At 69.3% G+C, this 12,706-nt stretch carries 10 protein-coding genes; 7 read left to right on the top strand and 3 right to left on the bottom strand.

Features of this window, described 5'->3' with window-relative positions; genetic code table 11:
* Positions 1 to 7: 7 nt before the first annotated feature.
* Complete coding sequence (locus EIP85_RS08675) at positions 8 to 955, bottom strand: ABC transporter permease (protein WP_127901789.1); 948 nt, start codon at positions 953 to 955, stop codon at positions 8 to 10.
* A gap of 201 nt (positions 956 to 1,156) precedes the next feature.
* Here EIP85_RS08675 and EIP85_RS08670 point away from each other — a divergent pair, with 201 nt between their 5' ends.
* The 3 genes from EIP85_RS08670 to EIP85_RS08660 all read left to right on the top strand — a co-directional run bounded on the left by EIP85_RS08670 (position 1,157) and on the right by EIP85_RS08660 (position 3,948).
* Positions 1,157 to 2,554: an MFS transporter gene (locus EIP85_RS08670; RefSeq protein ID WP_127901788.1), complete on the top strand. Its 1,398-nt coding sequence runs from the start codon at positions 1,157 to 1,159 to the stop codon at positions 2,552 to 2,554.
* Positions 2,555 to 2,653: 99 nt separating this feature from the next.
* Positions 2,654 to 2,998: a metalloregulator ArsR/SmtB family transcription factor gene (locus EIP85_RS08665; RefSeq protein ID WP_127901787.1), complete on the top strand. Its 345-nt coding sequence runs from the start codon at positions 2,654 to 2,656 to the stop codon at positions 2,996 to 2,998.
* Positions 2,999 to 3,240: 242 nt separating this feature from the next.
* Positions 3,241 to 3,948: a haloacid dehalogenase type II gene (locus EIP85_RS08660; RefSeq protein WP_127901786.1), complete on the top strand. Its 708-nt coding sequence runs from the start codon at positions 3,241 to 3,243 to the stop codon at positions 3,946 to 3,948.
* Positions 3,949 to 4,078: 130 nt separating this feature from the next.
* Here the strand turns inward: EIP85_RS08660 and EIP85_RS08655 are convergent, their stop codons facing one another.
* Positions 4,079 to 5,305 (bottom strand): FAD-dependent monooxygenase, encoded by a 1,227-nt coding sequence (locus EIP85_RS08655; protein ID WP_422067210.1) that lies wholly within the window; start codon positions 5,303 to 5,305, stop codon positions 4,079 to 4,081.
* 261 nt (positions 5,306 to 5,566) lie between these two features.
* Here EIP85_RS08655 and EIP85_RS08650 point away from each other — a divergent pair, with 261 nt between their 5' ends.
* The 4 genes from EIP85_RS08650 (at position 5,567) to EIP85_RS08635 (ending at position 11,882) form a co-directional block, all read left to right on the top strand.
* Positions 5,567 to 6,925 (top strand): amidase, encoded by a 1,359-nt coding sequence (locus EIP85_RS08650; protein WP_127901784.1) that lies wholly within the window; start codon positions 5,567 to 5,569, stop codon positions 6,923 to 6,925.
* A gap of 96 nt (positions 6,926 to 7,021) precedes the next feature.
* Positions 7,022 to 8,200: an aminotransferase class I/II-fold pyridoxal phosphate-dependent enzyme gene (locus EIP85_RS08645; RefSeq protein ID WP_127901783.1), complete on the top strand. Its 1,179-nt coding sequence runs from the start codon at positions 7,022 to 7,024 to the stop codon at positions 8,198 to 8,200.
* A 14-nt stretch (positions 8,201 to 8,214) separates the two neighbouring features.
* Entirely contained in the window at positions 8,215 to 11,169 is a 2,955-nt protein-coding gene (locus EIP85_RS08640; RefSeq protein ID WP_127901782.1) for a DNA translocase FtsK, read from the top strand.
* A gap of 95 nt (positions 11,170 to 11,264) precedes the next feature.
* Entirely contained in the window at positions 11,265 to 11,882 is a 618-nt protein-coding gene (locus EIP85_RS08635) for a LolA family protein (RefSeq protein WP_127901781.1), read from the top strand.
* Positions 11,883 to 11,928: 46 nt separating this feature from the next.
* Here EIP85_RS08635 and EIP85_RS08630 read toward each other — a convergent pair whose 3' ends face one another.
* On the bottom strand, positions 11,929 to 12,507 hold the full coding sequence (locus EIP85_RS08630; RefSeq protein WP_127901780.1) for a transglycosylase SLT domain-containing protein: 579 nt from the start codon (positions 12,505 to 12,507) through the stop codon (positions 11,929 to 11,931).
* Between the last annotated feature and the right edge of the window lie 199 nt (positions 12,508 to 12,706).

Below are 12,706 nucleotides of genomic sequence, written 5' to 3'. Positions count from 1 at the left end.
CCGGACCTCATGCCTGCCGCCTCAGCCGCGGGTCGATCAGCGCATAGGCGATCTCGACGACGAAATTCACCACGATCACGGCGGCGACCAGAAGCATCACCACCGATTGCACCACGATCAGGTCGCGCTGGGTGATGCCCTGGAAGATCAGCCGGCCGAGGCCGGGCAGGTAGAACACGTTCTCGATGATGATCCCGCCGGCGAGGAGGAAGGAGAACTGCAGCCCTAGGATCGTCAGGACCGGGATCAGCGCATTCCTGACCGCATGGCGGCGCACGGCCTGCCCGCTCGAGAGCCCCTTTGCGCGGGCGGTGCGGATGAAATCCTGCCCCAGCGTGTCGATCAGCGAGGAGCGCATCACCCGCGCGAGGATGGCCGCCTGCGGCAGGGCAAGCGCGATGGCCGGAAGCGTGAGCGAGCGGAGCACGGGAAGGACCCCCGCCTTCCAGCCGGGAAAGCCCCCGGCGGGCAGCCAGTGCAGCTTCAGCGCGAAAAGCAGCGCCAGCAGCATGGCGAACCAGAAGTTCGGCACCGCGATGCCGAGCTGGGTGAAGCCCATGACGGTGAGGTCCGCCCCGCGCCCCCGCCGTGCGGCGGCGAGGATCCCGGCCGGTAGCGCCAGCGCAAGGGACAGGAAGAGCGCAAAGAGCGTCAGTGGCAGCGAGACCTGAAGCCGTTGCAGCACCAGACCCGCGACCGGGACGCGGTAGGTATAGGAGGTGCCGAGATCACCGCTCAGCATGCCGCCCACCCAATGCAGGTAGCGGACCGGCAGCGACCCCGTCAGCCCCAGGGCCTTGCGCAGGGTCTCCACCGACGCCGGTGTCGCGTTCAGCCCCATCATGAAAGTCGCGGGGTCGCCCGGGATGATCTGCACGACGGCAAATATCACCAGGCTGGCGACGACCAGGCTGAGCGCAAGCGATCCCAGGCGCGACAGCACGAAGCTCAGCATCGGCCCCCCTTTCCGACGCGGAGCCTAAGCGGGCCTGCGCGGCAGGTCCAGCCTCCGGACGCGGGCCCGCACAACAGGCGCCAAGGGATGCGGAGGTCGCCTCCGGAAATCCGGCAAGAGGGCTGGACCTTGGCGCGGCCGGGAATATGTTGCGCACGAGTCGTCGGTGCCGGGGCCGCCGGCTTGCACGAGGGAACGGGCATGGATCGCGTGGTGGAACAGGATGCAACAGCGGCCCGGAAGGGGCGGCGCCCGGTGGAAGCGGATGGCCTGCCGATGCCCCGCCGCGCGCTGGCCTGGGCGACCATCATCGTCGGGCTGACGCTTGCGGTGCTCGACGGGACGATCGCCAACGTGGCGCTGCCGACCATCGCGCAGGAGTTCAATGCCCCTGCGTCGACCTCGATCTGGATCGTGAACGGCTACCAGCTTGCCATCGTCATGGTGCTGCTGCCGCTTTCGTCGCTGGGCGAGAAGTTCGGCTACCGCCGGGTCTACCTGACCGGAATCGCACTCTTCACCCTGTCATCGTTCTTCTGCATGGAAGCGACCTCGCTCGGCATGCTGACCGCGGCGCGGATCGTGCAGGGGCTCGGCGCGGCGGGTCTGATGGCGGTGAACGCGGCCGTGCTGCGCTACACGGTGCCGCAGGCGAAATTCGGCGTGGCGATCGGGATCAACGGCCTTGTCGTCGCCTCTGCCGCAACCGCCGGGCCGGTGATCGCCGGGGTGATCCTGTCGGTGGCGAGCTGGCGCTGGCTTTTCGCGCTGAACATTCCTCTGGGGCTTCTGACCATCGCGCTTGGCTGGAAGAACCTGCCGGAGAGCGACCGGACGGATCATCCGTTCGACTGGCTGAGCGCGATCTGTTCCGCCGCGGCGATCGGGCTTCTGATCACCACAATCGACTCGCTCGGCCACGAGATTGGCCTGGCGGAGCTTCTGCCGCAGGCGCTGGGCATGGTGCTGGCCGGCTGGGCGCTGGTCCATCGCTCGCGCCGCTCGGCCCGGCCGATGCTGCCGCTCGACCTGATCTCACGGCCGATCTTCAGCCTGTCCATCTTCGCCTCAACCGCCGCGTTCACGGCGCAGATGCTGGCCTTCGTGTCGCTGCCCTTCGCCTTCCAGACCGTCGCGGGCTATCCGCCGGAGATGGTGGGGATCCTGATGATGCCCTGGCCGCTTGTGCTTGCCGTGACGGCGCCGGTGGCTGGCTGGCTGGCCGACCGGCATTCGCCGGCGATCCTGGGCGGGATCGGGCTGGTGGCGCTCTGCATCGGGCTGACGCTGCTGGCGATGCTGCCGAGCCATCCGGTGCAATGGGACATCGCCTGGCGGATGGCGGTCTGCGGCTTTGGCTTCGGCATGTTCCAGGCGCCAAACAACCGCATCCTGATCGGGTCTGCCCCCAAGGCGCGCAGCGGCGCGGCCAACGGAATGCTGGGCACCGCACGGCTTACCGGCCAGTCGATCGGCGCGGCGCTGGTGGCGCTTCTTCTGGGCCGGATGGGCATGGTCGGCACCGACCTGGCGCTGGCGCTGGGGGCAGGGTTCGCCGGGGTGGCGGCGCTTCTCAGCCTCACCCGCCTGGCGGTCTGAGCCGGACGGCAGCCGGCCATTAACGTTTGTTATGTTGCTGCAAGCGCGAGAAAAGATTAGAGCGGAGCCATCGGTCCCTGTCATCGGAAGGAGGACTGTATGAGCCTGACCGAATTCCAGGGCGAGACCACGGCACCGGTCGCCCCGCCTCACACCGCCAGCCACATGCTGGCAAATGCGCAGCGGACCACGGATTTCCTCAAGGCGCTGTCGCATCCGGCGCGGCTGGTGATCCTGTGCAAGCTCGCCGAAGGGCCGCTGACTGTGGGCGAGCTGGAGGCCTTCCTCGACCTGCCGCAATCGGCCGTCTCGAAGCAGCTGGCGCGGCTGCGGGACGACGACCTTGTTGAATTCCGCCGCGATGGCCGCTCGATCACATATTCGTTGAAGGGCGAGCGGACGCGGCGGGTGATCGGCACGCTTTACACCGAATTCTGTGACTGAACCCTTTCGCCCGTGAGGCGGAGGTGCCGGGGGCGAGGGGCTGTCTGCCCCTCGCGCTCCCGGACGATATTTGCGGACAGAAGAAGGGGGCCGGGGGTGGTCCGCGGGACCTTCGGTGGGGCCAAACTGGTTCAACCGTTAAACCATACCGCAATCGCACCGTAACCGCACCGCATGGCCACCGTATCCTACCGACGTTGCAGGCGTTAAGCTCCACGCCGGGAACGGGAGAGGGAGCCGGGATGAAGGCTGCGATTTTCGATGTGTTCGGGACAGTGGTCGACTGGCGTTCCGGCGTGGCGCGGGATGTGGCCGCCTTCCTGGCCCGCCACGGCGTGCAGGGGGTCGATGCCTTCGCCTTCGCCGATGCCTGGCGGCGGCGCTACGGGCCGGCGATGGCGGAGATCGGTTCCGGAAGGCGCGGCTTCGTGCGGCTCGACGTGCTGCATCGGGAAAACCTGGAGGCGAGCCTCGTGGAGTTCGGCCTCTCGCCCGGAGCGTTCGCGGATGCGGAGCTGGAGGACCTGAACCAGGCCTGGCACCGGCTCGATCCCTGGCCTGATGCGGTGGCGGGGATCGCCCGGATGAAGACTGGGATGATCGTGGCGCCGCTCTCGAACGGGAACATCGGGATGATGGTGAACATGGCGCGGCGCGCGGGGCTGCCCTGGGACGCGATCCTCGGGGCGGAGGTGGCGCGGGCCTACAAGCCGGCGCCGGAGGTCTATCTCGGCGCGGCGGAGACCCTGGGGCTCGATTGTGCCGACGTGCTGATGGTGGCGGCGCATAACGGGGACCTGGCGGCGGCGCGCGGGTGCGGGATGCGGACGGCGTTTGTCTTGCGGCCCGAGGAGCATGGGCCGGGGCAGGTGACGGACCTGGTGCCGGATGAGGATTGGGATTTCGTCGTCTCGGGGATGGGGGAGCTGGCGGACCGGCTGGGCATGTGACGCGGGGGCGGTTTGGTGCGCAATGAATGCGCACCCTACGTGGGGAGGAGAGCCGGTGCCCGCCCTTCGGAGCGGACGGGCGCAGGCCCGGCGTCGCTGCGCGACGCTGTTTCGGGCCGGGGGAGGGGTGTCAGATCGCGCGGCCTTGCAGGAGCTTGGGGAGGTCCCCGGTCAGGCCGGCGGCCTCCCGGATGAAGCGGCGGCGCAGGCCCGGGAAGGCATTAACCGTTCCCATGCCGATGTCCCGCGCGGCGCGCAGCAGCGGGTTGTCGTTCGAGAACAGCCGGTTGACCGTATCCATCCCGAGTGCCAGCGCCGTCGAGTCGAACCGCCGCCAGCGCTGGTAGCGCTCCAGCACGTCGAGCGCGCCGATATCCTCGCCGATGCGCTGGGCCTCGATGACGACCTCTGCCAGGGCCCCTACGTCGCGCAGCCCGAGGTTCAGCCCCTGCCCGGCGATCGGGTGGACGCCATGCGCCGCGTCGCCCACGAGCGCGACGCGCTCGGCCACGAAACTGTTGGCCAGCGTCAGGTTCAGCGGGTAGGTGAAGCGCTTACCCTCGAGGCGCAGCGTGCCGAGGTAGTCGCCGACCCGCTCGCGGAGCGCGGCGAGGTAGCCCTCGTCGTCGAGCGCCTGGATCGCCCTCGCCGTTTCCTCCCGCTCCGACCAGACGATGGCGGAGCGGTTGCCGGTCAGCGGCAGGATGGCGAGGGGGCCAGCGGGGGTGAAGAACTGCTGGGCGATGCCCTCGTGCGGTTTCTCATGCGCGATGGCGCAGACCAGCGCGGTCTGGCCGTAGCCCCAGCCGCTGCGCGAGATGCCGGCGCGCCGCGCAGTGCCGGAGGCGCGGCCGTCACAGCCGGCGAGGAGCCGGGCGGAAAGGGTCCGGCCGGAGGCGAGCGTCACGGTGATGCCGCCGGGGCCGGTCTCCTGCGCGACCACGGTATCGCCGGAGATCTGGGTGATGCCCGGGGTCGTCCCCATCGCGGCGAGGAAGGCCTGCCGCAGGTGGCGGTCCTCCAGCATGAAGCCCATCGGGCCTTCCTCCAGCTCGCCATTTGCGAAGTCGAGGAAGAAGGGCGAGGGCCCTTCGCCCACCCGCCCGTCGGAGGCGCGGACGCCGAGGATGGGCTGGGCCTTGGCGGCGACGGCGGGCCAGACGCCCACGGCGGCAAGAAGGCGCTGCGAGGCGAGCGCCAGCGCGTAGGCGCGGCCGTCGAAGGCGTCGTCGGCGCGGATCGCCTGGGGCAGGGCGTCGATGACCGTGACGGAGAGCCCGGCCTGGGCGAGGGCCAGGGCGAGGGGCGGGCCGTTGAGGCCGCCGCCGAGGATGATCACGTCGCAGTCCGTTGTCATGGGGGGCAATATGGGCAGTTGCGCGGGATTGTCCATGCGTCGGTTTGGGCAGGGGGGTGTCGGAGGGCCGGTGCGCAATGAATGCGCACCCTGCGCGGAGAGGAGGGGCAGAAGCGCCCGCCCTTGGGGGGGCGGACGGGCGCTGGCCCGGCGGGGCTCGCGCCCCGCTGTTTCGGGCCGAAGGGGCGGTGGCTTTTCTCCTATTCCCCCTACCGCGATTGCGCTTTAGGCAGAGGGGGCAGGCGGAAACGGGAGGCGGGCATGTCGGCGGATTGGCTGTGGATGACGGCGGCGGATCTGGGGCGCGGGATCGGTGCCGGGGCGATCGACCCTGTGGCGCTGACCGAGGCCTATCTGCAGGCGATCCGTTCCCATGATCTGGGCGACCGAATCTATGCCCGCCTGACCGAGGACCGGGCGCTGGCCGAGGCCAGCGCAGCGGCGGAGCGCGCGAAGGCCGGGCTGCGGCGCGGGCTTCTGGACGGCGTGCCGGTCAGCTGGAAGGACCTTTTCGACACCGCCGGCGTCGCGACGGAGGCGGGCTCGGCGCTGCTCGCGGGCCGGGTGCCGGGGACGGATGCGGAGGTGCTTCGCAATGCCACGGCGGCGGGTCTGGTCTGTCTTGGCAAGACGCACATGTCGGAGCTCGCCTTCTCCGGCCTCGGCCTCAACCCCGTGACCGCGACGCCGCCCTGCGTGAACGATGCCGAGGCGGTGCCGGGGGGATCTTCCTCGGGCGCCGCGGCCTCGGTGGCCTTCGGGCTGGCGCCGGCGGGGATCGGGTCGGACACCGGGGGATCGGTGCGGGTGCCCTCGGCCTGGAACGATCTCGTCGGGCTGAAGACGACGCATGGCCGGGTCTCCTCGGCCGGTGTCGTGCCGCTGGTGGAGAGTTTCGACACGGTCGGGCCGCTCTGCCGCTCGGTCGAGGATGCGGGGCTGCTGCTGGCCGTGCTGGAGGGCACAAAGCCGGCCGATCTGGGGGGTGCGAGCCTGAAGGGCGCGCGGTTGATGGTGCTGGAGAACGTGGTGCTGGACGATCTGCGCGAGGCGCCGCGGCAGGGGTTCGAACGGGCCCTCGCTGCCTTTGCCGAGGCGGGCGCGGTGATCGAGAGGGTCGCGGTGCCGGAGCTCGACGAGGCGATGGGGTTTGCCGGGGCGACCTTCGGGCCGGAGGCCTGGGCGATCTGGCGGGACGTGATCCGGGCGGCACCGGAGAAGATGTTCGACCGTATCCGTGAGCGGTTCGAAGGGGGCGCAAGCGTCTCTGCCGCCGATCACATCGCCGCGTGGCGGCGGCTGCGCGCGCTGCGCCGCATCTGGGCCACGCGGGTGGCGGGATATGATGCCGTCCTGGCGCCGAGCTGCGCGATCCTGCCGCCAAAGGCCGCCCGGCTTCTGACGGACGCGGAGCATTATACGACGGAGAACCTGCTGACGCTGCGCAACACGCGCGTGGCGAACCTCATGGGGCTTCCCGCGCTGACCCTGCCGACGGGAATCCCCTCGACCGGGATCATGCTCATGGGGGCGCCGATGGGCGAGGAGAGCCTGCTGCGGACGGGGCTTGCGGCCGAGGCTGCGCTGGGTATCCGGCGGAAAAGCCACAATTTCGCCTGACAAGCGGCGGAAGGCAAAGCCCTTTCTGGACGCGGGCCGGATCGGACGGTATCGTTCGGGCGACACGGGGCGACACGATCCCGGTTTGAGGCAGATATGAACTTTCCAGAGCGGTTTTCGAACCTGCCAGAATACGCGTTTCCGCGTCTGCGGAGCCTGCTCGATCATCACGAGCCGGGCGGGCCGGCTATTGCGATGACGATCGGCGAGCCGCAGCATGCCCCGCCGGGCTTCGTGGGCGAGGTCCTGGCGGCGAACCTTGGTGGCTTCGGCAAGTACCCGCCAAACGACGGCACGCCGGAGCTGCTGGCGGCGATCTCGGCCTGGGTGAAGCGGCGCTTCGGGGCCGATGTTCCGGCCGAGGGCATCATGGCGCTGAACGGCACGCGCGAGGGCCTTTTCGGCGCGCTCATCGCGCTCTGCCCGGAAGCGAAGGCCGGGCGGCGGCCGCTCGTCCTCGTGCCGAACCCGTTCTACCAGGTCTACGCCGTGGCCGCGATCGCGATCGATGCCGAGCCGGTCTTCGTGCCCGCGACGGCGGCGACCGGGTTCCTGCCGGATTATGCCGGGCTGCCTGCCGAGGTGCTGGACCGGGTGGCGGTGGCCTATCTCTGCTCGCCCTCGAACCCGCAGGGGGCCGTGGCCTCGAAGGAATACCTCGCCGAGCTGATCGGGCTGGCGGAAAAGCACGATTTCATCATCTTCGCCGATGAATGCTATTCCGAGATCTACCGCGATGCGCCGCCGACCGGCGCGCTTGAGGTCGCGGCCGAGATCGGCGCGAATCCGGAGCGCGTCTATGTGTTCCACTCGCTTTCCAAGCGGTCGAACCTGCCGGGGCTGCGCTCGGGCTTCGTGGCCGGCGGCCCGCGCGGCATGGCGCGGATCCGGCAGCTTCGGGCCTATGCCGGAGCGCCGCTGCCGCTGCCGTTGCAGCGGGTGGCGGAGCGGGTCTGGTCCGACGAGGCGCATGTGGTGGAGAACCGCGCGCTCTACCAGGAAAAATACCGGATCGCCGACGAGGTCTTCGGCGGTCTTCAGGCCTACCAGGCGCCGGAGGGGGGCTTTTTCCTCTGGCTGCCGGTGGAAGATGGGGAACAGGCGGCCCTGAAGCTCTGGCGTCAGACCGGGGTCAGGGTGCTGCCGGGGGCCTATCTCGGCCGCGAGGTCGAGGGGGGCAATCCGGGGCGGGGCTACATTCGCGTCGCAATGGTCGCCCCGAGAGACGAGATGCGCCGCGGGCTGATCCAGCTTCGCGACTGTCTATACAAGTGAGGACGAGGCACGGCATGGCATCCTATCAGATGAGGCAGCGCGATCCGCTTCTGGATCAGGACACCCAGGCATTGCTGGAACGGCGCGGCAAGGAGCTGATCGGCCTCGCGCTGCTGGCGCTCGGGGTGCTGGCGGTGATCCTGCTCGGGTCCTACGCGCCGGGCGATCCGGGCTGGATGTCGGACACACATGCGCCGACGAAGAACCTTCTGGGCACGCTGGGCGCCACCGTCGCCTCGCCGCTTGTCGTCATCGCGGGGATGGGTGCCTGGGGTGTGCCGGTGGCGCTGCTGACCTGGGGCGCGCGGCTGGTCACCCATCGCGGCGAGGACCGGGCGATGAACCGGGTGATCTTCGCGCCGATCGCGGTGGCGCTGACCTCGATCTTCGCCTCGACCTATACGCCGGCGGCGGACTGGGGCCATGCCTTCGGCCTTGGCGGGCTGTTCGGCGACACCGTGCTTGGCACGCTGATCGGGATGCTGCCCTTCGGCGTGGGGCTGTCGCTGAAGCTGCTGTCCGTCCTGGTCGGCGCGGGGTTCATCGGCATGAGCCTTTTCGTTCTGGGCTTCGATCTGGCGGAACTGGGCGTGGTGGGGCGGTTCCTGCTGGTCGGCACGATCCGGACCTATGACATGATCCTGCGGATGACCCGCCACGGCGCCGCGGGGTCCTATCGCGCGGCCCAGGCCGGGGCGGTGGGCTCGGTCAAGGCCGCCGCGGCGATCCGCGACCGGCAGGCCGCGCGGCGCGAGGCCGAGATGATGGACGCGGCGCTGGGACGTGGCGAGGAGGACGGCTATGGCCGGCCCGAGCCGCTGATCGCGCGCCGCCATGCCGTGCCGATGGCGGAGGCCCCGGCCTATGCCGCCGCCCCGGCCCCCGCGCCGGCGCCGCAGCCCGCGCGCGGTTCGTTCCTCAGCCGCATGTCGCCGCTCAAGCGCCGCCCGGCGCCGGAGCCGGAGCAGGTGGCGCCGACCTTCGCCGAGGACGAATGGTCCGATGCGCCGAGCGAGGACCGCATCCGCGCCCGCATCGCTCATGCGATCAGCGCCCGCGGCCGCCCGGCCCCGGCGCCGGTCGAGCCGACCGCGCCGCGCTTCCGCGGACCGAAGCCGCTCGTCCTGTCGCCTGCGCCGGCCGCCGCCGCCGCGCGGATGGAGCCGCCCGTGATGGGCCGGGGCGGGCCCGGCACCGGCCTGCCGCCGCAGCCGCGGGTGACCGCGGGCGAGGCGCCCGCCCAGCCGACGCTTTTCGCCGAGGAACCGGCCGACGAGATGCTCGAGCCGCTCGACCCCTACGACGTTGATCCGGACTATGAGGAGACGCCGCGCTTCCTGCCCTCCCAGGCCGAGCCCCGGCGTGTTGTGCAGGCCCCGGCGGCCAAGCCCGCCCAGCCTTCGCGCCAGGCCCGCGCCGAGGCCCAGCCCGCGCTGCGCTTCGATGCGCCGGAGGGGATCGCGTACGAGGCGCCGCCGCTCAACCTTCTGACCAACCCCGCCGACGTGACCCGCCACTACCTTTCCCAGGAGGCGCTGGAGGAAAACGCGCGGATGCTGGAAAGCGTGCTGGACGACTACGGCGTGAAGGGCGAGATCGTCTCGGTCCGCCCGGGCCCGGTCGTTACCCAATACGAGCTGGAACCGGCACCGGGGCTGAAGGCCAGCCGCGTGATCGGGCTGGCCGATGACATCGCCCGTTCGATGTCGGCGCTGTCGGCGCGGGTCTCGACCGTGCCGGGCCGCTCGGTCATCGGGATCGAACTGCCGAACGCCAGCCGCGAGAAGGTGGTGCTGCGCGAGATCCTCGCCGCGCGCGACTTCGGCGACAGCCATATGAAGCTGCCGCTGGCGCTCGGCAAGGACATCGGCGGCGATCCGGTCGTCGCCAACCTCGCCAAGATGCCCCACCTGCTGATTGCCGGTACCACCGGCTCGGGCAAGTCGGTCGCCATCAACACCATGATCCTCAGCCTCCTCTACAAGCTTTCGCCCGAGGAATGCCGGCTGATCATGATCGACCCGAAGATGCTGGAGCTTTCCGTCTATGACGGTATCCCGCATCTCCTCTCCCCCGTCGTGACCGATCCGAAGAAGGCGGTCGTGGCCCTGAAATGGGTCGTCGGCGAGATGGAGGAACGCTATCGCAAGATGTCCAAGATGGGCGTGCGCAACATCGAGGGCTTCAACGGCCGCGTACGCGAGGCGCTGGCCAAGGGCGAGATGTTCAAGCGCACGATCCAGACGGGGTTTGACGAGGATACGGGCGATCCGGTGTTCGAGACCGAGGAGTTCGAGCCGAAGTCGATCCCCTATATCGTCGTCATCGTCGACGAGATGGCCGATCTGATGATGGTCGCCGGCAAGGAGATCGAGGCCTGCATCCAGCGGCTGGCGCAGATGGCGCGGGCCTCGGGCATCCACCTGATCATGGCGACGCAGCGGCCCTCTGTCGACGTCATCACCGGCACGATCAAGGCGAACTTCCCCACCCGGATCTCGTTCCAGGTGACGTCGAAGATCGACAGCCGCACCATCCTTGGCGAGCAGGGGGCCGAGCAGCTTCTCGGCATGGGCGACATGCTCTACATGGCCGGCGGCGCGCGGATCACCCGGATCCACGGCCCCTTCGTTTCTGACGAGGAGGTCGAGGAGATCGTGACCCATCTGAAGAGCTTCGGCCCGCCGGAATACATGTCGGGCGTGGTCGACGGGCCGGAGGACGACAAGGCCGACGACATCGACCTGGTTCTCGGCCTCGGCGGCAACACCGACGGCGAGGATGCGCTTTACGATCAGGCGGTGCAGGTGGTTCTGAAGGACCGCAAGTGCTCCACCTCCTACATCCAGCGCAAGCTGGGCATCGGCTACAACAAGGCCGCGCGCCTGGTCGAGCAGATGGAGGAACAGGGGCTGGTGACGCCGGCGAACCATGTCGGTAAGCGCGAGATCCTGGTGCCGGAGCAATAGGGCGGATCGCCGCCCATCCAGCCGCGTGTTCCGCAGGCCGTGACCGGTGGGGGATGGATTGTGACCGCCCCCGCCCCTAGATCGAGGCCATGACCATGCTCCGTTCCCTTCGTGCCTGTGCCGTGGCCCTGTTTTGCGCCCTGCTGGCAAGCCCCGCCGCGGCAGGCGCCGCCGAGATCCCGCTGCCTGCGATTTCGGCCTATCTCAACGCGCTCGACACCGCCAAGGCGACCTTCGCCCAGAAGAATTCCGACGGGACCGTCTCCAACGGCGAGCTGTTCATCCACCGGCCCTACCGGATGCGTTTCCAGTACGACCCGCCGAACAAGGCGCTGGTAATCGCGGGGGCGGGATCGGTTGCGGTCTTCGATCCGAAGTCGAACCAGCCGCCGGAGCAGTACCCGCTGGGCCGCACGCCGCTGGCGCTGATCCTGGCGCCGCGGATCGACCTGGGGGAGGCGAAGATGGTCGTGTCGCATCGCGAGACGCCGGGGGGGCTGACCGAGGTGGTGGCGCAGGATCCGGCGCATCCCGACGACGGGCAGATCGCGCTCTACTTCGCTGCCGATCCGATCACGCTGAAGGGCTGGATCATCACCGATGCCTCCGGCGGGCGGACCGAGGTGCAGCTTTCGGCGCTGAAGACCGGGATGACGCTGCCCGACAGCCTGTTCGACATCCGCGCCGAGACGCAGAAGCGGCTGGGCCGCTAGCGCCGCGCCCGGCGGGTTGGCGAAGGAGGAAGGCTGCGGCGGGCCCTCAGTACCAGCCGCAGGACAGAAGCTGGGTGTTGTACAGCTTGGCGCGGGATTCCACCCGGTTTGCCACCCCGATCAGCCAGCCCTTGGAGCGGTAGCTGCGCGACAGGTAACCGCCGATGCCCTCGTGGTAGGCCAGGTATTGGTCCCGCGCATCGGATTTCGGGATGCCCGCCTGGCGGTAGGAGCGGTCCATGTACCAGCCGATGAAATCCGACGCGTCGCGGAAGTTCTTGCGGCTGGCGCCGTAGCGGCCGGTCTGCGATCGGTAGTCGTCCCACGTGGAATTCAGCACCTGGGCATAGCCGAGCGCCGAGGACGCCCGGCCCATCGGGATGATCCCGAGCGCCCAGCGGTAGGGCGTGCGCGCGCCGCGCCTGAAGCCGGATTCCTGGTAGATCGTGGCCATCTGCACCGCGACGGGCACGCCCCAGCGGCGTTCCGTTGCCATCATGTCGCGCATGTATCCTGGCCTTTCCCGCGCGATCGCGCAGGCGTCGTCCTGATTCTGCGGCGGTGCCCGGTAGCCGCAGGATGCCAAAATGGTGAGCAGCAGCGCTGCCCGCAAGAACTTGCCCATCTGCCTCTCACATTCTTATTTTGTGTTAAGAATAACGAAAATGAGGTGGCAAGGGAATGCCCGCGTCGCGGACGTGGGGCGAATTCTTGGTCAATGACCGGGTCAAATGCTGACCCGGATGAGGCGGCAGGAGGGTAACTGTCGGGTTTCGTACCACAATCGGCGTTGGTTTTTTCAACTTCGCCGGATGGACAGGAAT

The organism is Solirhodobacter olei, assembly GCF_004010155.1.
Lineage (GTDB): Bacteria > Pseudomonadota > Alphaproteobacteria > Rhodobacterales > Rhodobacteraceae > Solirhodobacter > Solirhodobacter olei.
The sequence above is the reverse complement of the archived record's forward strand: the minus strand, read 5'-3'. Positions and strand labels throughout refer to the sequence as shown.

Coding starts and splice junctions, on each gene's coding strand:
- EIP85_RS08665 (WP_127901787.1), top strand. CDS start 2,654: ATGAGCCTGACCGAATTCCAGGGCGAGACCACGGCACCGGTCGCCCCG.
- EIP85_RS08640 (WP_127901782.1), top strand. CDS start 8,215: ATGGCATCCTATCAGATGAGGCAGCGCGATCCGCTTCTGGATCAGGAC.
- EIP85_RS08635 (WP_127901781.1), top strand. CDS start 11,265: ATGCTCCGTTCCCTTCGTGCCTGTGCCGTGGCCCTGTTTTGCGCCCTG.
- EIP85_RS08660 (WP_127901786.1), top strand. CDS start 3,241: ATGAAGGCTGCGATTTTCGATGTGTTCGGGACAGTGGTCGACTGGCGT.
- EIP85_RS08655 (WP_422067210.1), bottom strand. CDS start 5,305: ATGACAACGGACTGCGACGTGATCATCCTCGGCGGCGGCCTCAACGGC.
- EIP85_RS08675 (WP_127901789.1), bottom strand. CDS start 955: ATGCTGAGCTTCGTGCTGTCGCGCCTGGGATCGCTTGCGCTCAGCCTG.
- EIP85_RS08630 (WP_127901780.1), bottom strand. CDS start 12,507: ATGGGCAAGTTCTTGCGGGCAGCGCTGCTGCTCACCATTTTGGCATCC.
- EIP85_RS08645 (WP_127901783.1), top strand. CDS start 7,022: ATGAACTTTCCAGAGCGGTTTTCGAACCTGCCAGAATACGCGTTTCCG.
- EIP85_RS08650 (WP_127901784.1), top strand. CDS start 5,567: ATGTCGGCGGATTGGCTGTGGATGACGGCGGCGGATCTGGGGCGCGGG.
- EIP85_RS08670 (WP_127901788.1), top strand. CDS start 1,157: ATGGATCGCGTGGTGGAACAGGATGCAACAGCGGCCCGGAAGGGGCGG.